This is a genomic window from Burkholderia puraquae (genome assembly GCF_002099195.1).
Lineage (GTDB): Bacteria > Pseudomonadota > Gammaproteobacteria > Burkholderiales > Burkholderiaceae > Burkholderia > Burkholderia puraquae.
On the sequence record NZ_NBYX01000021.1, the window covers coordinates 59922 to 79163 of the forward strand.

Sequence of the window (19242 nt, forward strand, 5' to 3'; positions counted from 1 at the left end):
TACGACAAAAAGAAGCGAACTGATGAAACAGCGTCCGCGGCCACGGCCTGCCGTCGTGGCCCTCGATCATCGCCAGATGGACCTGCCGCTCTTCGACGGGCCGGCCGCCGCACCGTCGGCGCCCGCCGCGCCGCCGGCGCCGCCCGAAGCGGCACCCGTCGCGCCCCTCGATCCGGGCCCGGCGCCCGACCGCTCGCGCGTGCGTACGTTCGCACTCGACAGCCGCGTGCTCGAATACCGCCTGAAGCGCTCCGCGCGCCGCACGATCGGCTTCACGATCGACGGCAGCGGGCTGTCGATCACCGCGCCGCGCTGGGTCACGCTCGCCGACATCGAAGCCGCGATCTCCGAGAAACAACGCTGGATCTTCGCGAAGCTCGCGGAGTGGAAGACGCGCACCGAGCAGCGCGCGCTGCCGCAGATCGACTGGCGCGACGGCGCGCAGCTTCCCTATCTCGGCAAGACGGTGACGATCGCGCTCGGCGCGGGTGCCGTCGCGTTCGATGCCGATGCGCTGCGGCTCTCGCTGCCGCTGCCCGTGCAGGCCGACATGCAGCAGATCAAGGATCGCGTGCAGGGCTGGCTGCAGGGCGAGGCCAAGCGGATCTTCGGTGAACGCCTCGCGGTCTACGCGGAGAAACTCGGCGTCACGTATTCGATGTACGCGCTGTCGTCGGCCGCGACGCGCTGGGGCAGCTGCTCGAGCGACGGCAAGATCCGCCTGAACTGGCGGCTGATCCATTTCCCGATGTCGATCGTCGACTACGTCGTCGCGCACGAACTGTCGCACCTGCGCGAGATGAACCACAGCCCGGCCTTCTGGCAGACCGTCGAATCGATCTTCCCCGAGTTCCGCGAAGCGCGGCACACGCTCAAGCATCACCCGCCCGAGCTGCTGCCGTCGCTGTGACGCGCACGGCTTTGCCGCCAACGAAAAAGGGCGATGCGGGTCACCCCGCATCGCCCTTTTTTGCTGCCGCGGCGCACATCGCACGCCGCGGCCCGGTTCATCCGGCGCTCAGTGCGCCTTCTTCTGGATGAACTCGATCTTGTAGCCGTCCGGATCCTCGACGAACGCGATCACGGTCGTACCGTGCTTCATCGGGCCCGCTTCGCGCGTGACCTTGCCGCCTTGCGCCTTGATCTGCTCGCAGGCCTTGTACGCATCGTCGACTTCCAGCGCGAGATGGCCGAAGCCGTTGCCGAGATCGTAGGCCGGCGTATCCCAGTTATGGGTCAGTTCGATCACCGTGTTGTCGCTTTCATCGCCGTAGCCGACGAATGCGAGCGTGAACTTGCCTTCCGGATAGTCGTCGCGGCGCAGCACCTTCATGCCGAGCAATTCGGTGTAGAACTTGATCGAGCGGTCGAGATCGCCGACTCGCAGCATCGTATGCAGAAATCGCATGTGTTGTACTCCTGTGGGGACTTTCCAGAACCGGGAACTCTACCAGAGTCGGGTGAACTTCGCCGGGGGCGCCTGGCTGGGGACAGCCGGTCGGGGCGCCTGGCCGGAGCACGGCCGATACGGCCCATCGGCACCTGCCGGCGCGAGCATACCGGCGGAAAACAGCCTGCCCCGGCTCGCCCGGCTACCGCGCCGATCGGGTAACATCCTTCCACCTCGCACCAAAAACGGGCACGCGGCTCACCGCCCGAACGCGACCAACGCTTCCCTACAGCCACACTGCCGTGCGAAACCGTCGATTCGAGCGCGCCGGATGCGCCGCCCTTCCGATCTCGCAGCCGCCGTACCCAACCGGCGAGGTGCGCCGATGACCACGCTCGCCGCTGCCCCCGTGCGCCGCGCGCTCGATACGCGCGCCGTCGGCCTGATGCTGCTGCTGTGCGCGATCTGGGGCTTCCAGCAGGTCGCGATCAAGAGCACGAACGCCGCGATCGCGCCGATGTTCCAGGCCGGGCTGCGCTCCGTGATCGCCGCGCTGCTGCTGTGGGGCTGGGCCCGCTCGCGCGGAACGCCGCTGTTCCAGGCGGACGGCACGTTCGGCGCGGGCCTCGCGGCCGGTGCGCTGTTCGCCGGCGAATTCATCTGCGTGTTCTTCGGGCTGACGCTGACGAGCGCATCGCACATGGCGATCTTCCTGTACACGGCGCCGTGCTTCACTGCGCTCGGCCTGCACCTGTTCGCACCGGGTGAACGGCTGCAGCGTAAGCAGTGGGCCGGCGTCGGCCTCGCGTTCGCCGGCATCGCGCTCGCGTTCGCGGACGGCTTCCTGAAGCCGCGCGCACCCGGCGCGTCCGTGCTGGCCGGGCTCGCCGGCGACGCGCTCGGCATTCTCGGCGGCGCGATGTGGGCCGCGACGACGGTGGTCGTGCGCTCGACGGCGCTTGCGCGGGCGAGCGCGAGCAAGACGCTGTTCTACCAGCTCGCGGTATCGGCAGTCGTGCTGGTCGCGCTTGCCGCACTGTTCAGCCAGGTGTCGTTCGCGCACGTCACGCCGGTCGCGGTGGCGAGCCTCGCGTACCAGTCGGTGATCGTCGCGTTCGTCAGCTACCTGTCATGGTTCTGGCTGCTGACGCGCTACAGCGCGTCGCGGTTGTCCGTCTTCACGTTCCTGTCGCCGCTGTTCGGCGTCGCGTTCGGTGTGCTGCTGCTCGGCGAATCGGTCGGCTGGCGCTTCATGTCCGCGGCCGCGCTCGTGCTGACCGGCATCGCGCTCGTCAACGCGCCGCCACGCCGGCGGGCATGACAACCGGGCGCAGCACGCGCGCATTCACGCTGCAATAAAAAAGGCTGCCCCGCTGGGCAGCCTGTTTCGCATCCGGTCCGGCTCGCGTTGCCAGCCTCAACCGGCCTTGCGCACCGCCGCGAGCGCCTGCGCGACGCCAACGTATTCGGCCACGCTCACGTCCTCCGCACGGCGCGCGAGATCGAAGCCGAGCGCGTCGAAATCGATCGTCTCGCGATAGTCGCCGAGCGTATTGCGCAGCATCTTGCGTCGCTGCGAGAACGCGGCGGTGACGACTTCGCCGAGCAGCACGGGATCGACGTCCGGCAGTTCGTGCGGCTCGTACGGAATCATCCGGACGATCGCCGAATCGACTTTCGGCGGCGGCTGGAACGACTCCGGCGGCACGTCGAGCATCTTTTCCATCACGTAGCGGTACTGCAGCATCACCGACAGCCGCGAAAACGCCTTCGTGCCCGGCTCCGCGACCATCCGCTCGACGACTTCATTCTGCAGCATGAAGTGCTGGTCGATGACCGCATCGGCGAACGTCATCAGGTGAAACAGCAGCGGGCTGGAAATGTTGTACGGCAGGTTGCCGACGATCCGCAGCGACGGCTTGTCGCCGGGCGCCGCGAGCGAACGGAAGTCGAACGCGAGCGCGTCGCCCGCGTGCAGTTCGAGCAGCGCGCCGAAGCGTTGCTGCAGGCGCCCGATCAGGTCGCGGTCGAGCTCGACCGCATGCAGCGGCGACTCGGGCGTCGCGAGACGCTCGATCAGCGGCTCGGTCAGCGCGCCGAGCCCCGGGCCGATCTCGACCATGCGCTGGCCGCGCGCGGGGCCGATCGTCGAGACGATCGAGTCGATCACGCCGTGATCGACGAGGAAGTTCTGCCCGAAGCGCTTGCGCGCGAAATGGCCTTGGTGCTGTCTGCTGTTCGACATCGACTGAGTAAAACGAAAAATACGACGAATGAGGGGAAGCCGGGCCGCGTCAGGCCGTGCGGCGATGGCGCGCCATCATGACGGCCGTGTCGAGCGCGGCGATCATGCTGCCCGGATCCGCGCGGCCCGTGCCGGCCAGGTCGAGTGCCGTGCCGTGATCGACCGACGTCCGGATGATCGGCAGCCCGAGCGTCACGTTGATGCCCTCGCCGAACGTCGCATACTTCAGCACGGGCAGACCCTGGTCATGGAACATCGCGAGCACGCAATCGGCGTCGGCGAGATGGCGCGGCTGGAACAGCGTGTCGGCCGGGTACGGGCCGCGCGCGTCGATACCCTGCGCGTTCGCGCGGGCCAGCGCCGGCGAGATCACGTCGATCTCCTCGCGGCCGAGATAACCGTTCTCGCCTGCATGCGGGTTCAGGCCCGTCACGAGGATGCGCGGCGCGGCCAGACCGAAGTCGCGCCGCAGGTCGCGATCGATGATCGCGAGCGTCTCGACGAGCCCGTCGACCGTCAGTGCGGCCGACACGTCCTTCAGCGGCAGGTGCGTGGTCGCGAGCGCGACGCGTAGCGGCTTGTGGCCGGTACCGGCCAGCATCATCACGACACGCGGCGTATGCGTGCGCTCCGCCAGGTATTCGGTATGGCCGGTGAACGGCACGCCCGCATCGTTGATCGTGCTCTTCTGCAGCGGCGCGGTGACGATCGCGTCGTACCGGCCTGCCAGCGCGCCGTCGATCGCCGCGTCGAGCAGCCCGAGCACGTACGGGCCGTTCGCCGCGTCCAGCGTGCCCGCCTGCGCGGGCACGGCGAGCGCGTGATGCGCGACCGACACGGGCCCGCCACCGGCCAGCGCGGCCAGGTCGACGCCGACGGCCGCCGCACGCGCGTCGAGCAGCGCCGCATCGCCGAGCACGATGAAATGCGCGTCGGGCCAGCGCTGCGCGGCATCACGCAGCGCCTGCACGGTCAGCTCCGGGCCGACTCCCGCGGGTTCGCCGGTCGTGATCGCGATCTGCAGCGCGGGCGTGGTCATCTGAAGCTCGCTCAGTTCGCCGGGCCGACGCCGCCGATCTTGTACTGCACGTACGACGAATCGCGCAGCTCGCGCAGCCAGTCGGCATACGCCTGCTCGGCCTTGCGCTGGCCGATCGCCTGACGCGCGATATCCATCTGCTGCTGCACCGAGCCTTCCGCCTCGCGGCGGCTCAGCACCTGGATCAGGTGGTAGCCGTACTCGGTACGAATCGGCTGGCTGATCTGGCCGTCCTGCAGGTTGTTCATCGCACGCTCGAATTCCGGCACGGTCTCGCCCGGGCTGATCCAGCCGAGATCGCCGCCCTGCGACGCCGAACCGTCCTGCGAGTAGGTGCGCGCGAACTTTGCGAAATCGCCGCCGGCCTCGACCTGGTTGCGGATGTCGGCCAGTTGCTGGCGCGCCTGGCCTTCCGACTTGCCTTCGCCCACGCGCAACAGGATGTGGCGCACGTGCGTCTGGACGATCTTCGGTGCGGCGGCGGTCGCGCCCTGGCTCTGACGGCGATCGACGAGACGCACGATCTCGAAGCCGTCCGGCACGCGGATCAGCGTCGGGTTGACCTGGCCCGGGCGCAGCTTCGATGCGGCGTCGACAACGTCGGCCGGCAGCGCGCTCGGCGCCTTGAAGCCGAGGTCGCCCCCCTTCTTCGCGTCGTTCGCTTCCGAATTGTTCTTCGCGAGCTTCTCGAAATCGGCGCCCGACTTCGCCTGCTGCAGCAATGCGTCCGCCTTCTTCTGCGCGGCTTCGATGTCGGCCTGCGGTGCGTTGGTCGGCGCCTTGATGAAGATGTGCTGGAAGCGCAGGTCCTGCTGCTGCGACGCGTTCGGCCCGCGCTGGCTCGCGATGTAGTTCGCGACCTCGGCGTCCGACACGGTGATCTTGCCGTCGACCTCGCGCTCGCGCAGCTTCGACAGCATCAGTTCGGTGCGCGCGTCGCTCGTGAAGATGCTCCAGGGCACGCCTTGCGCCTCGAGACGCGCGCGGTACTGGTCGAGCGTCATGCCGTTCGCCTGCGCGAGACGCTGCAGCGTGGACTGCACGGTCGCGTCGTCGATGCGGATCCCGTCGTCCTTGGCCTTCTGCACCTGGATACGCTCGAGCACCATCTGGTTCAGCACCTGCGCGCGCAACTGGTCGGTGGGCGGCACGGGTGCGTTCTGCTGCTGCAGCCGGCGCGCGATCAGGCCGGCACGCTGGTCGAGTTCGCGGCCCGTGATCACGTCGTTGTTGACGACCGCGACGACTTCGTCGGCGAGCTGCGCACCGTGCGAACCGAGCGCCTGCGCCGCGGCCGGCGCGGCGGCGAGCAGCGCGGCGGCCGCAGCGAGGCTGGACACGACTGCCGCGAAACGAAGGGTTTTCTTCATTGCCACTGGAACTCCATTGAAATCGTGCTGACCGGTGCAGACAAGCCGGCGTTACTCGTAGTTGCTGAAGCGGGACATCGGCGGCGGCGGCGGCGGCAGCGGCGTGTAGCCCGGCACCCCGGCGCGGAACGCGGACACGAGGCCGTTGTCAACGGTCGACAGGCCCTTGAGCGTCAGCTGCATCATGAATCGCGTCGACGAGTTCTGCTGTCCCGATGAATTGATGCCGTTCGCAGCCCGTTGCACCCCGACCCCGAGCGCCCAGCAATCCGCGTCGTATTGTAAGCCGACCAGACCGTCGACCACGCGATCGCCGGCGAGGTCGTAGTTGAAGCGGCCGATCGCATACAGGCGGCGCGTGAGCGGCCATTGCGCGGACACCAGGAACTGGTTGATCGGCTGGTTGTCGAGCGTCGTGTTCGAGCGCGTATAGCGGTAGCCGACGTTGATCACGCGGCGCTCGCCCGGGCTGTAGCCGAAACCGACGCTCGACTTCACGAGCTGGTTGTTGTTCTGGTTGTACTGGAACGCCGTCTCCGACATGAAACCCGAGCCGAGCTTCAGCGCGGCGCCGACGATCAGGTCCGAGTGGCGCGCCAGTACGGCACTCTGCCCGGAATTCAGCGTGACACGCTGATCGGCGAAGTAGTACTGCTGCGCGATCACGAAACGCGCGCGCTCGTCGCCGGTGCGCGGATCGATGAAGCGCGACGTGAGGCCCGCCGTGATCCGGTTCGCATCGGCGATCCGGTCGTTGCCGACGAACGTGTTCGGCTGGTAGATCTCCGCGAGGCCGAAGTCCGACTCCGCGGTGTCGAACAGCGGTGCGTTCGACTGGTTGCGATACGGCGTGTACACGTAGTACAGGCGCGGCTCGAGGGTCTGGATGAAGTCCTGGCCGAACAGGCGCACCGAGCGATCGAAGATCAGGCCCGAATCGAAGCTCACGGTCGGGATCGACTCGGTGAAGCGCTTCGGGTTGTTCGGCGTGCTCGACGACAGGTAGTTCAGGTCGTACGACGCGAAGTGGTACTGGACCTTCGGCACGACGAAGTAGCCGGGGCCGTACACGCCGTACGCAATATACGGATTGAAGACGATCCGGTCGCCTTCGGTCGCATCGGCCGTCGTGATGCGGAACCGCGAATAGTCGGCTTCCGCGCCGAAGTCGAAGCCGCCGACGTTGTACTTCGTGTACTTCACGTTCAACTGCGGCTCGCGGCTGTAAGGCGCGATCGACGGCGGCAGCGTCTGCCAGTGCTGGTAGCGCGCGAGCACCGACCACGGGCCGTTGTTGTACGTGAGACCGGCCTCCTGCTGGTACAACGTCTGCGTCCCGTTGATGAACTGGTTCATCGAACCCAGTTGTTCGGGATACGTGTTGTCCGAGACCTTGTTGTAGTAGACGTAGCCGCCGAAGCCGCCGCCGAAGTTCTGCTGGTGCTGCCAGTAGATCGCGTAGCGGTTGCGGTGCTCGAGCCGGTCATCCGGCAGGTAATTGGCCGTAAACGTGCCCGAATACGTCGGCGACAGGTAGCGGAACGTCGCCTCCGTCATCACGCCGCGCCGCGAGATGATCCGCGGCGTGAGCGTCAGGTCGCGGTTCGGCGCGATGTTGAAGTAGTACGGCAGCGTCAGCTCGAAGCCGTTGCTCGAGTTCATCGAGAACGTCGGCGGCAGCAGGCCGCTGCGCCGTTCACCCGACAGCGGGAACGTCATCCACGGGCTCGCGAAGATCGGTACGCCCTGGAAGAACAGCACGCCGTTGCGCGCGGTGCCTTCGTCGGCGCCCGTATCGAAGTCGAAGCGGCTGCCCTTGATATACCACGCGGGGTTCGTCGAGCACTGGCACGCCGTATACGTGCCGTTGATGAACACCGAGCGCTCGTTGTCGACCATGTCGACGCGCTCCGCGCTGCCCGAGCCGCCCGTCACGTTGAAGTGGTACTTCGGCGCCGTCATGAAGCCCTGGTTCGCCTCGATCTTCAGGTGCGCCTCGGGGCCCGCGAACGACGTGCCGGCGTTGACCACCCTGACCTGGCCGTACGCATCGGCCATGTCGGTATCCTGATCGTAGTGGATCGCGTCAGCCTTCACGACGGCGTCGCCGCGCCGCAGCTCGGCCGAACCCTTCGCGGCGAGATCCTGCTCGGCCGTGCCGCTCGTGTGGTCGGCGATCACGAAGGCGGCCGGCTTCGCGCCGTCCTTCAGCGGATGATCCTCGAGTTGGGGCGCGAGGCGCAGATCCCACGGCGTGTCGAGCGGCTGCGGCTGCGCAGCCGCGCCCGACAGCTGCGCGTACGACACGGCCGGCACGAGGCCAGGCACGGCCAGGAGCGCGAGCGCGAGCCGCCGTTTGCGCGGCGCCCCGTCACCGGGGAAAACATTCGGGAATAGCGGTTTGGGCGGCATCTATCGTTTGGCGAATCGCCCCTTGTCAACCGCGCCGTCGCGGCACATTCGCGCACGGCGGGCCGCACCGTCGCACCGCGACTGCGGCTGAGCGCAAACCGGGGAGGCGTTCGGGCGACGGCGCGGCAGGCGGCGGGCCTGCACGGCGGAAAGCTGACGCGGGGCGCGTCAAAAAAGTCGTGGGGTATTATATGGCAAGACGTTCCCCCCTCCTCCGAGTTTCATGACGCCCCCATCCGCCGCATCCCAGCCCGACGCCCGCCTCGAAGCGCTCACCGCGTGGCTGCACCCGCTCGCCGAGCGCTATGCGCTCGACCTGTCGACCCTCGCGCCCGCATCGTCGGATGCCAGTTTCCGCCGCTATTTCCGTGTCGCATCGGCCACGAGCCCCGGCGGCACGCTGATCGCGGTCGACGCGCCGCCGCCCGAGAAGTGCCGTGAATTCGTCCAGGTCGCGCAGCTGCTCGCCGCGGCCGGCGACCACGTGCCGGACGTGCTGGCCCACGATTTCGACGCAGGCTTCATGCTCGTGACCGATCTCGGCCGCACGTCGTACATCTCGGTGCTCGATCCGGCGAACCCGGCCGCGGCACGCCCGCTGATGCGCGACGCGCTCGACGCGCTGATCCGCTTCCAGCTCACCTCGAAGCCCGACGTGCTGCCGCCGTTCGACGAGGCGTTCCTGCGCCGCGAGATGGAGCTGATGCCCGAATGGTTCGTCGGCCGCCACCTCGGCAAGCCCGTCACCGACGCGATGCGCGGCACGCTCGACCGCACCTTCGCGCTGCTGGTCGCGAGCGCCCATGCGCAACCGCAGGGTTTCATGCTGCGCGACTTCATGCCGCGCAACCTGATGGTGTGCGAGCCGAACCCGGGCGTGCTCGACTTCCAGGACGCCGTATACGGGCCGCTGACTTACGACGTCGTGTCGCTGCTGCGCGACGCCTTCATCAGCTGGGACGAGGAGTTCGAGCTCGACTGCTTCGCGTACTACTGGGAAAAGGCGAAGAAGGCCGGCCTGCCGGTCGACCCCGACTTCGGCGAGTTCTACCGCCAGCTCGAATGGATGGGGCTGCAGCGCCACATCAAGGTGCTCGGCCTGTTCGCGCGGATCAATTACCGCGACGGCAAGCCGCACTACCTGAACGACCTGCCGCGCTTCATCACGTACGCGCGCAAGGTCGCGCTGCGCTACCGCCCGCTCGTGCCGTTCGCGAAGCTGCTCGACGAGCTCGAGGGCAACGCGCCGGCCGACGTGGGCTATACGTTCTGATCGTCTGACAACCTGCCCAAGATGAGCACCACCCTGACCACGGCGATGATCTTCGCCGCCGGGCGCGGCGAACGGATGCGCCCGCTCACCGACACCCGCCCGAAGCCGCTGCTCGAAGCCGGCGGCAAGCCGCTGATCGTATGGCAGATCGAAGCGCTCGCGCGCGCAGGCATCGAGACGATCGCGATCAACCACGCGTGGCTTGGCGAACAGATCGAGGCCGCGCTCGGCGACGGGTCGCGCTGGGGCGTGCGGCTCGTATATTCGGCCGAAGGCGAAGCGCTCGAAACCGCGGGCGGCATCGCGCAGGCGCTGCCGCTGCTCGAGCGCGACGGGCAACCGGCCGTATTCGCGGCGGTCAGCGGCGACGTGTACTGCACGTTCGACTACCGGACGCTCGCACCGCGCGCCACCCGGATGGCCGCGCTCGATGCGCCGGCGATGCACCTCGTGATGGTGCCGAACCCGCCGTTCCACCCGGCCGGCGACTTCGCGCTCGGCAGCGACGGCCGCCTCGCGCTCGACGGCGCCGCACGCTTCACGTTCGGCAACATCGGCCTGTACGACACGCGGATGTTCCGCGATCTTGCGCCCGGCACGCGACGCGCGCTGACGCCGTACTATCGCGCGGCGATCGAAGCCGGCCGCGCGAGCGGCGAACTGTATGAAGGTATCTGGGAGAACGTCGGCACGCCCGCGCAACTGGGCGAGCTGGATGCGCGGCTGCGCGCCGCAGAGTGACCGGTCGATCGGGCGTCTGGCTGATCGATTGGTTGGCTAGCGGGTCAGCTGGCCGGCGAACTGGCTGAGTTGGCTTGGATCAACGGGTCCAGGCGCCTGCCGCACCATCATGCCGGCCCGACTCCCGCCCATCGAGCAAGCCCCCTTCCCGTTGCCCGCAGCACCGCCGCTCACGCGGCTTCCGCCTCTTCCCCGCCCGCCGCCGCGCGTTGCTGCTGCAGTGCCCACATCTGCGCATAGAGGCCGTCCGCGCGCACGAGTTCGTCGTGCGTGCCGCGCTCGACGATCCGCCCGTGGTCCATCACGAGGATCTGCTGCGCATGCACGACCGTCGACAGCCGGTGCGCGATCACGAGCGTCGTGCGATGCCGCGCGATCTGGTCGAGCTCGTGCTGGATCGCACGCTCCGAGCGCGAATCGAGCGCCGACGTCGCCTCGTCGAACAGCAATACCGGCGGATCCTTCAACAGCGTGCGCGCGATCGCGACGCGCTGCTTCTCGCCGCCCGACAGCTTGAGCCCGCGCTCGCCGACCGGCGTGTCATAGCCCTTCGGCAAGCTTTCGATGAAGTCGTGGATGTGCGCGGCGCGCGCGGCCGCGACCACCTCGTCGCGGGTCGCGGTCGGCCGGCCGTACGCGATGTTGTAGTAGATCGAATCGTTGAACAGCACGGTGTCCTGCGGCACGATCCCGATCGACGCGCGCAGCGAGTCCTGCGTCACGTCGCGGATGTCCTGGCCGTCGATCCGGATCGCGCCGCCCGCCTGCCGGTCGAGATCGTAGAAGCGGAACAGCAGCCGCGACAGCGTCGACTTGCCGGAGCCGCTGTGACCGACCACCGCGGTCGTCGTGCCCGCGTCGATCGTAAACGTCACGTCGTGCAGGATCTGCCGCGACGCTTCGTACGAGAAGTTCACGTGCTCGAAGCGCACCTGCGCGCCGGCCACCGCGAGCGGCCGCGCGTCGGGCGCGTCCGGGACTTCCTTCGCGGCCGACAGCAGCCCGAACATCCGGTCCATGTCGGTCAGGCTCTGTTTCAGCTCGCGATACACGACACCGAGGAAATTCAGCGGAATGTACAGCTGCAGCATGAACGTGTTGATCAGCACGAGATCGCCGAGCGTCAGCTTGCCCGCCAGCACGCCCTGCGTCGCGCGCCACAGGATGAACACGAGCCCCGTGCCGATGATCGCCTGCTGGCCGAAGTTCAGCACCGACAGCGAATTCTGCGAGCGGATCGCGGCCTTGCGGTAGCGCTTCAGGTTCTCGTCGTAGCGCTGCGCCTCCCACTCCTCGTTGCCGAAGTACTTCACCGTCTCGTAGTTGATCAGCGAATCGATCGCCCGCGAGTTCGCGCGCGAATCGAGTTCGTTCATCGTGCGGCGGAAATGCGTGCGCCAGTTGGTGACCTTCACCGTGAACACGATGTACGTGACCAGCGCCGCGAACGTCACGTACGCGTAATAGGTCTCGTACTTGACCACGAAGAAGCCGAGCACGAGCCCGACCTCGACGAGCGTCGGCAGGATGCTGTACAGCGAATACGAAATCAGTTGCTGGATGCCGCGCGTGCCGCGCTCGATGTCGCGCGACATGCCGCCCGTCTGGCGCTCCAGGTGAAACCGCAGCGACAGCCCGTGCAGGTGCCGGAACACCTGCAGCGCGAGCTGGCGCACCGCGCTCTCGGTGACCTTCGAGAACAGGATCTCGCGCAGCTCGGTGAACAGCGACGTCGACAGCCGCACGAGCGCATACGCGACGACCAGCAGCCCCACGCCGCCCGCGAGCACGATGCCGGCCGACTGCTCGGCGCGGCCGAGCGCGGTGATCTGCTGGACGTAGGACAGGTGGTCGACGATGCGTTTCATCACGACCGGCACGCCGAGGTTGGCGACCTTCGCGCCGATCAGGCAGCCGAGCGCGAGCGCGACGCGCCATTTGTAGGTGGTCAGGTACGGCAGCAGCGACCGGATGGTCTGCCAGTCGTTGCGGGGCCCGGTCGAAGCCGGCGCGGGCTCGCCGGAAGCAGGAAATCGGCGCATGGGGAAGGATTGGCAGCGGTGCCGGACGCGTGCATCGGCGGCCGGCTCGCTCACTTTCTCGTACAATTTGCGAACGTTGTATTGTCGCAGAAGCCGCTTCGCGCCGCTGCCGGCGCCCTCGCCGGCCGGCCTGCGCGCGGCGGCATGTTTATTACAGGATGAAAGCCCCCGCCATGACCGATTCGACCCTCGAACTCCCGCAAAAGCAGCCCGCGCTGCGCGTCGTCCCGCAACCGCACGACGCGAACGTCCACGGCGACGTGTTCGGCGGCTGGATCATGTCGCAGGTCGACATTGCCGGCTCGATCCCCGCGAGCCAGCGCGCGAACGGCCGCGTCGCGACGGTCGCGGTCAACTCGTTCGTGTTCAAGCAGCCGGTGTTCGTCGGCGATCTGCTGAGCTTCTACGCGACCATCACGCGCACCGGCAACACGTCGATCACGGTCGACGTCGAGGTGTACGCGCAGCGCATGCGCCTGATGGGGGAAATCGTGAAGGTCACCGAAGCGACCCTCACCTACGTCGCGACCGGCACTGACCGCAAGCCGCGGCAACTGCCGCCGCTCTGACGGGCGAGCGCCGCGCGGCGGCACATTCCACCTGCCCGCGGCCACCTCAGTGCGTGGCCGTCAGCCCGAACTCCCGCATCGCGGGCAGGAAATCGTGGTTCAGCTTCGGCTTGCGCGACAGCTTCACCAGCACGTAGCGCTGGAACGGCGCGAGCCGCTGCCACTGCGCGAGCGCGGGCGCCATCAGCCCGGCCAACGCGCTCTGCTGCACGAGCGACTCCGGCACGATGTCGGTGGCGCGCCAAGTTGGCTGCTCGTCGGGCTGAAACCACGATGGTTCCAGATCCGCGTGTGTGCGCAGCATTTCGAACAGCGCGTGGTCGAAATTGGGCTCGATCGCGGTGTCGTCGTCGGCCGGAAAGCGCGCGAGCAGCTTGCGGTCCTCGAGCGGCAGCAGCTGCCACTGCTCCAGCGAAATCCGCAAACCGAAACGGTCGAGATTGAAACGCACGATCATCGGAATGTACGTGAAGTTTTCCGACGAATCGTGTTCGAAGGCGAAAAGCAGTGGAGCGTCGCTGAGTCCCATGATCGTTACCTGACGTGGCGGATGCCGGCGCGGCCGGCTTGCCTGAGGTATTTTAGAACCTCTGCGCGCGGGTGGCGGACACGATTGCCGCCGGCCGCACGCTGAATCAACGGGAGTGCTCGTGAATCCGACCGAATCCGGTGAAATGCGCGACGAACCGCGCGGCGCGATCGAACTGTCCGTGACCCGCACGCGCGGCGGTGCCGTCGAACCCGCACACGACTACGTGGGGCAGGAATGGCCCGTCGCACTTGTATTCAACGGCATCTCGCACGCGGTGATGATGTGTACGCCATGCGACCTCGAAGCGTTCGCGGTCGGCTTCGCGATCTCGGAAGGGATCGTCGCGCGCGGCAGCGACATCAAGGACATCGAGGTGATCCTGCACGCCGACGCGCCGCTGCCGCATGCGGAAGTCCACCTGGAGGTCGTCCAGCAGGCGTTCGCCGCGCTGAAGGACCGGCGCCGCGCGCTCGCGGGGCGCACCGGCTGCGGCGTATGCGGGATCGAAAGCATCGACCTGCTCGACCTCGCGCCCGAACGCGTGCCCGATACGGGCTTTCTGGCGCGCCTCGCGCCCGACGCGCTGACACGCGCGGCGCAGGCGCTACCGGCCCACCAGGCGCTCACGCGGCTCACGGGCGGCCTGCACGCGGCCGCGTGGTGCGATGCAACAGGTGCGATCCGGATGGCGTTCGAGGACGTCGGCCGCCACAACGCACTCGACAAGCTGATCGGCTCGCTCGTGCTGTCGCGCGCCGACGCGACCGACGGGTTCGTGTTCCTGTCGAGCCGCGCGAGCTACGAGCTCGTGCGCAAGGCCGCACGGGTCGGCATCCCGATGGTCGCGACGATCTCTGCGCCGTCGTCGCTCGCGATCGAGATCGCGAAAGCAGCCGGCTTGCGGCTCGTCAGCTTCTGCCGCGAAACCGGCCACGTCGACTACGGCACGGCCTGATCGCGATCGCGGGAGCGCGCCCGCGCCGACGGCCCGCCGCCGGCGCGGCCTGCGCCGTCAGTCGAACTGACGGAAATCCGGCTTGCGCTTCTCGAAGAATGCCGTCATCGCCTCGCGCGCTTCCGGCGCACGCAGCATCGCGGCGAAGTGGCCCGCTTCCTCGGCCATCCGCGCGTGCGTCGCCACGCCGCCCGTATCCTTCAGCAGCGCCTTCGTCACACGCAGCGATGCCGCAGGCAGTGCCGCGAGCTTCGCCGCCTGCTTCGCCGCGAACGCGTCGAGTTCGGCAGCCGGCAGCACACGGTTGACGATACCGATCCGGTGCGCTTCCAGCGCGTCGAACGCCTCGCCCAGCAGCAGCTTCTCGGCCGCAACCTGATGGCCGGCCAGACGCGGCAGCAGCACGCTCGACGCGGCTTCCGGGCACAGCCCGAGCTGCGCGAACGGCAACGAGAACGTTGCGGTGTCGGCCGCGTAGACCAGATCGCAGTGCAGCAGCATCGTCACGCCGACGCCGATCGCCAGGCCCGGCACCGCGGCCACGATCGGCTTGCTCGCGCCGCTGATCCGCGCAAGAAACTGAAACACCGGCGCGGTGTCGTCCTTCGGCGGCGACTTCAGGAAATCCTCGAGATCATTCCCCGCGGTGAAGTTGCCGTCGCCGCCGCGCAGCAGGATCGCGCGAATCGCCTTGTCTTCCTGGGCTTCGGCGAGTGCGTCGGCCATCGTCTGGTACATCGCCGCCGTCAGCGCGTTCTTCTTCGCCGGGCGCGCGATCGTGATCGTCATTACGCCATCGGCGCGTTCCACTTGAATTTCGGCCACAACCGTCTCCTTTGACTTTCCTCTATCGGAATGAAAAAACGGTGCGCGAGCTCGTGGCCCGCGCACCGTCGTCGCTTTTCGTCGCGTCCCGCTTACAGTCGTTCGATGATGCCCGCGGCGCCCATGCCGGTGCCGACGCACATCGTGACCATCCCGTACTTCAGGTTACGGCGGCGCAGGCCGTGCACGACGGTTGCCGCGCGGATCGCGCCGGTCGCGCCGAGCGGGTGGCCGAGTGCGATCGCGCCGCCCATCGGGTTGACCTTCGACGGGTCCAGGCCGAGATCGCGCATCACCGCCAGCGATTGCGCGGCGAACGCTTCGTTCAGCTCGATCCAGTCGAGATCGTCCTGCTTCAGGCCGGCGGCCTTCAGCGCGGCCGGAATCGCTTCCTTCGGGCCGATGCCCATGATTTCCGGCGGCACGCCACGCACCGCGAAGCTCACGAAGCGTGCAAGCGGCGTCAGGTTGAATTCCTTCAGCACCTTCTCCGACACGACGAGCAGCGCACCCGCGCCGTCCGACGTCTGCGAGCTGTTGCCGGCCGTGACCGAGCCCTTGTTTGCAAACACCGTGCGCAGCTTCGCGAGGCCTTCGATCGACGTATCCGCACGCGGACCTTCGTCGAGCGCGATCTCGCGCGTCTTCACGTCGACTTCGCCGGTCGCGAGGTTCGGGAAACGCTCGGTGAGCGTATACGCGGCGATCTCGTCGTTGAACTCGCCGGCCTGCTGCGCGGCCAGTGCCTTGCGGTGCGACTCGACCGAAAACGCGTCCTGGTCTTCGCGGCTCACCTTCCACTGCTCGGCGACACGCTCGGCCGTCAGGCCCATCCCGTATGCGATGCCGAAGTCTTCGTTGCGATCGAAGATGTGCGGCGACATCGACGGCTTGTTGCCCATCATCGGCACCATGCTCATCGATTCGCAGCCGCCCGCGAAGATCGCGTCCGATTCACCGACGCGGATGCGGTCGGCCGCCATCGCGAGCGCCGTGATGCCCGACGCGCAGAAGCGGTTGACCGTCACGCCGCCGACCGTCTGCGGCAGGCCCGCGAGCAGCGCACCCATCCGCGCGACGTTCAGGCCCTGCTCGGCTTCCGGAATCGCGCAGCCGATGATCGCGTCCTCGATCAGCTTCGTGTCGAAGCCGGGCACCTGCGCAACCGCCGACTTGATCGCGTGGACCAGCAACTCGTCCGGGCGCGTGTTCTTGAAGACACCGCGCGGAGCCTTGCCGATCGGGGTGCGGCTGGCGGCGACGATGTATGCGTCTTGCAATTGTTTGCTCATTTCAAACTCCAATCGGGCGGAGCGGGCGCTTCGGCGCCGGCTCCGGTCCCATGCAAAGTTGTCCGCCCGCTCAGTTACGCACCGGCTTGCCGGTCTGCAACATGCCCATGATCCGTTCCTGCGTCTTCTGCGTGCCGAGCAGTTCGACGAACGCACGGCGCTCCAGCGCGAGCAGCCACTGCTCGTCGACGAGGCTGCCGGCTTCGACGTCGCCGCCGCACACGGCTTCGGCGATGCGGCTCGCGATCAGGTAGTCGTGATCGCTGATGAAGCGGCCGTCACGCATGTTGACGAGCGACGCCTTGATCGTCGCGATCGCCGAACGGCCCGCGACCGGCACGTCCTTCGCGCGCAGCGGTGCGCGGTAGCCGGTGGCGGCCAGCGCGCGCGCTTCCTTCTTCGCGGTGTCGAGCAGTTCGAACACGTTGAAGACGATCGTGTCGGACGGCTTCACATAGCCCATCGCACGGGCATCGTGCGCGGACGCCGACACCTTCGCCATGGCCGCGTTCTCGAACGACTTCGTGACGAACTTCAGGATGTCGGTGGTCGCGTTCGCGGCCGTTGCGGCGTCCGCTGCGCGCAGCGCGGCTTCCTTCAGGCCGCCGCCCGCCGGCACGAGGCCGACACCCACTTCGACGAGACCGATGTAGCTCTCGACGTGCACGACACGCTTCGCGCTGTGCAGCATCAGCTCGCACCCGCCGCCGAGCGCGATGCCCGACACGGCTGCGACGACCGGCACGTTCGCGTACTTCACGCGCAGCATGCCTTCCTGGAACTTCTTCACGAACGGCTCGATGCCCTTCGCGCCGCCCATCATGAACGCGGGCATCGCCTCTTCGAGGTTCGCGCCGGCCGAGAACGGGCCGCCCGGCGTGCCGAGCTTCAGCGACGTCGGCTGCCAGATCACCACGCCCTTGTAGTCCTTCTCCGCGAGTTCGATCGCCTGCACGAGGCCGTCGATCACGCTCGGTCCGATCGTGTTCATCTTCGACTTGAACGACACGATCACGACGTCGTCTTCACCCGCACGGTCGTCGACCCACGCGCGCACCGCGTCGGTCTCGAACAGCGTCTTGCCGTACGTCTTCGGATCGGCACCGGCTTCGCCGAGCAGCGGCGCGCGGAATACCTGCTTGTCGTAGACCGCGAGGTCCGAGCGCGGCACGAAGCGCTTCGCTGCCGGCGCCCACGAGCCTTCGGCCGTGTGCACGCCGCCCTTCTCGGCGACTGCACCTTCGAGCACCCACGACGGCAGCGGCACGTTCGCGAGCGCCTTGCCGGCCGCGATGTCTTCCTGCACCCACTCGGCGACCTGCTTCCAGCCGGCGGCTTGCCAGCCTTCGAACGGGCCTTCGTTCCAGCCGAAGCCCCAGCGGATCGCGAGGTCGACGTCGCGCGCGTTGTCGGCGATCGATTCGAGATGCACGCCGATGTAGTGGAACACGTCGCGGAAGATCGACCACAGGAACTGCGCGTGCGGATGGTCCGTTTCACGCAGCAGCTTCAGGCGTTCTGCCGGCGGGCGCTTCAGGATGCGGCCGACGGTTTCGTCCGCCTTCGCGCCCGAATCCACATAGGTGCCCGTCTTCGCGTCGAGCACCTTGATCGCCTTGCCTTCCTTCTTGTAGAAACCGCCGCCCGTCTTCTGGCCGAGCGCACCCTGCTTCACCAGTTCGGCAAGCACGGCCGGCGTCTGGTAGACCGGGAAGAACGGATCGTCGGCGAGGTTGTCCTGCATCGTCTTGATCACGTGCGCCATCGTGTCGAGGCCGACCACGTCCGCGGTGCGGAACGTCGCCGACTTCGCGCGGCCAAGGCGGCTGCCCGTCAGGTCGTCGACTTCGTCGAAGCGCAAGCCGAACTTGGCTGCTTCGGTGATCACCGCGAGGATCGAGAAGATACCGACGCGGTTCGCGATGAAGTTCGGCGTGTCCTTCGCGCGCACGACGCCCTTGCCGACGATGCTCGTCAGGAAGGTTTCGAGCTGGTCGAGGATCTCCGGGCGCGTATGCGCGGTCGGGATCAGCTCGACGAGGTGCATGTAGCGCGGCGGGTTGAAGAAGTGCACGCCGCAGAAGCGCGACTTCAGCTCGTCGGAGAAACCTTCGGACAGCTTCGTGATCGACAGGCCCGACGTGTTGGTCGCGAAGATCGCGTTCGGCGCGATGTGCGGCGCGACCTTCTTGTACAGGTCGTGCTTCCAGTCCATCCGCTCGGCGATCGCCTCGATCACGACGTCGCACTCGGCGAGCTTCGCGATGTCGTCTTCGTAGTTGGCGGCTTCGAGGTACTTCGCGTCGTCCTTCACGCCGAACGGCGCGGGCGACAGCTTCTTCAGGTTCTCGATCGCCTTCAGCGCGATCGCGTTTTTCGGGCCTTCCTTGGCCGGCAGGTCGAACAGCAGCACCGGCACGCGCGCGTTGATGAGGTGCGCGGCGATCTGCGCGCCCATCACGCCGGCGCCCAGCACGGCGACCTTGCGAATCAGGAAATTGCTCACGGGATGTCTCCGGATAGTGTCGTGCAGCGCGAGAGGTGAGGGCTGCACGGC

16 protein-coding genes are annotated in these 19242 nt (G+C 67.6%); 6 read left to right on the plus strand and 10 right to left on the minus strand.

Annotation, left to right across the window (positions count from 1 at the left end):
• Positions 1-22 precede the first annotated feature (22 nt).
• Positions 23-910 carry a M48 family metallopeptidase gene (locus B7G54_RS30215; protein ID WP_085042358.1) on the plus strand — a complete coding sequence of 296 codons (888 nt, stop codon included), beginning with the start codon at positions 23-25 and terminating at the stop codon, positions 908-910.
• Positions 911-1018: 108 nt separating this feature from the next.
• Here B7G54_RS30215 and gloA read toward each other — a convergent pair whose 3' ends face one another.
• Positions 1019-1408 (minus strand): lactoylglutathione lyase, encoded by a 390-nt coding sequence (gloA, locus tag B7G54_RS30220; protein ID WP_085042359.1) that lies wholly within the window; start codon positions 1406-1408, stop codon positions 1019-1021.
• A gap of 367 nt (positions 1409-1775) precedes the next feature.
• Here gloA and B7G54_RS30225 point away from each other — a divergent pair, with 367 nt between their 5' ends.
• The gene (locus B7G54_RS30225) at positions 1776-2711 is read left to right on the plus strand and encodes a DMT family transporter (protein WP_085042360.1); all 936 of its coding nucleotides are present in this window, start codon (positions 1776-1778) and stop codon (positions 2709-2711) included.
• A 96-nt stretch (positions 2712-2807) separates the two neighbouring features.
• Here B7G54_RS30225 and rsmA read toward each other — a convergent pair whose 3' ends face one another.
• From rsmA to B7G54_RS30245, 4 genes are read right to left on the minus strand one after another with little or no spacing between them, the layout of a single operon-like run.
• Positions 2808-3635, minus strand: a complete 828-nt coding sequence (gene rsmA / locus B7G54_RS30230) for a 16S rRNA (adenine(1518)-N(6)/adenine(1519)-N(6))-dimethyltransferase RsmA (protein WP_011353140.1) — start codon at positions 3633-3635, stop codon at positions 2808-2810.
• Positions 3636-3684: 49 nt separating this feature from the next.
• A complete protein-coding gene (pdxA, locus tag B7G54_RS30235; protein WP_085042361.1) occupies positions 3685-4674 on the minus strand; it encodes a 4-hydroxythreonine-4-phosphate dehydrogenase PdxA in 990 nt (329 codons plus the stop codon).
• Positions 4675-4685: 11 nt separating this feature from the next.
• Positions 4686-6044: a peptidylprolyl isomerase gene (locus B7G54_RS30240; RefSeq protein WP_085042362.1), complete on the minus strand. Its 1359-nt coding sequence runs from the start codon at positions 6042-6044 to the stop codon at positions 4686-4688.
• 51 nt (positions 6045-6095) lie between these two features.
• On the minus strand, positions 6096-8456 hold the full coding sequence (locus tag B7G54_RS30245; protein ID WP_085042363.1) for an LPS-assembly protein LptD: 2361 nt from the start codon (positions 8454-8456) through the stop codon (positions 6096-6098).
• A gap of 223 nt (positions 8457-8679) precedes the next feature.
• Between B7G54_RS30245 and B7G54_RS30250 the strand changes: the two genes are divergently transcribed.
• On the plus strand, positions 8680-9729 hold the full coding sequence (locus B7G54_RS30250) for an aminoglycoside phosphotransferase family protein (protein WP_085042364.1): 1050 nt from the start codon (positions 8680-8682) through the stop codon (positions 9727-9729).
• Between the two features lie 21 nt (positions 9730-9750).
• Positions 9751-10470, plus strand: coding sequence for an N-acetylmuramate alpha-1-phosphate uridylyltransferase MurU (gene murU / locus B7G54_RS30255; protein ID WP_085042365.1), 720 nt, complete (start codon positions 9751-9753; stop codon positions 10468-10470).
• A gap of 170 nt (positions 10471-10640) precedes the next feature.
• On the opposite strand, the gene B7G54_RS30260 is transcribed toward murU, so the two are convergent.
• The gene (locus B7G54_RS30260) at positions 10641-12512 is read right to left on the minus strand and encodes an ABCB family ABC transporter ATP-binding protein/permease (protein WP_085042366.1); all 1872 of its coding nucleotides are present in this window, start codon (positions 12510-12512) and stop codon (positions 10641-10643) included.
• A 173-nt stretch (positions 12513-12685) separates the two neighbouring features.
• Here B7G54_RS30260 and B7G54_RS30270 point away from each other — a divergent pair, with 173 nt between their 5' ends.
• Positions 12686-13081, plus strand: a complete 396-nt coding sequence (locus B7G54_RS30270; RefSeq protein WP_059684352.1) for an acyl-CoA thioesterase — start codon at positions 12686-12688, stop codon at positions 13079-13081.
• Positions 13082-13127: 46 nt separating this feature from the next.
• Here B7G54_RS30270 and B7G54_RS30275 read toward each other — a convergent pair whose 3' ends face one another.
• Entirely contained in the window at positions 13128-13610 is a 483-nt protein-coding gene (locus tag B7G54_RS30275) for a nitrate reductase associated protein (RefSeq protein ID WP_085042367.1), read from the minus strand.
• A gap of 115 nt (positions 13611-13725) precedes the next feature.
• Here B7G54_RS30275 and fdhD point away from each other — a divergent pair, with 115 nt between their 5' ends.
• Positions 13726-14568, plus strand: coding sequence for a formate dehydrogenase accessory sulfurtransferase FdhD (gene fdhD / locus B7G54_RS30280; RefSeq protein ID WP_425266527.1), 843 nt, complete (start codon positions 13726-13728; stop codon positions 14566-14568).
• A gap of 57 nt (positions 14569-14625) precedes the next feature.
• On the opposite strand, the gene B7G54_RS30285 is transcribed toward fdhD, so the two are convergent.
• From B7G54_RS30285 to B7G54_RS30295, 3 genes are all read right to left on the minus strand, one after another.
• Positions 14626-15393 (minus strand): enoyl-CoA hydratase, encoded by a 768-nt coding sequence (locus tag B7G54_RS30285; protein WP_085042368.1) that lies wholly within the window; start codon positions 15391-15393, stop codon positions 14626-14628.
• A 92-nt stretch (positions 15394-15485) separates the two neighbouring features.
• Positions 15486-16685: an acetyl-CoA C-acyltransferase gene (locus B7G54_RS30290; RefSeq protein ID WP_085042369.1), complete on the minus strand. Its 1200-nt coding sequence runs from the start codon at positions 16683-16685 to the stop codon at positions 15486-15488.
• Positions 16686-16755: 70 nt separating this feature from the next.
• A complete protein-coding gene (locus B7G54_RS30295; RefSeq protein ID WP_021158421.1) occupies positions 16756-19191 on the minus strand; it encodes a 3-hydroxyacyl-CoA dehydrogenase/enoyl-CoA hydratase family protein in 2436 nt (811 codons plus the stop codon).
• Positions 19192-19242 lie beyond the last annotated feature (51 nt).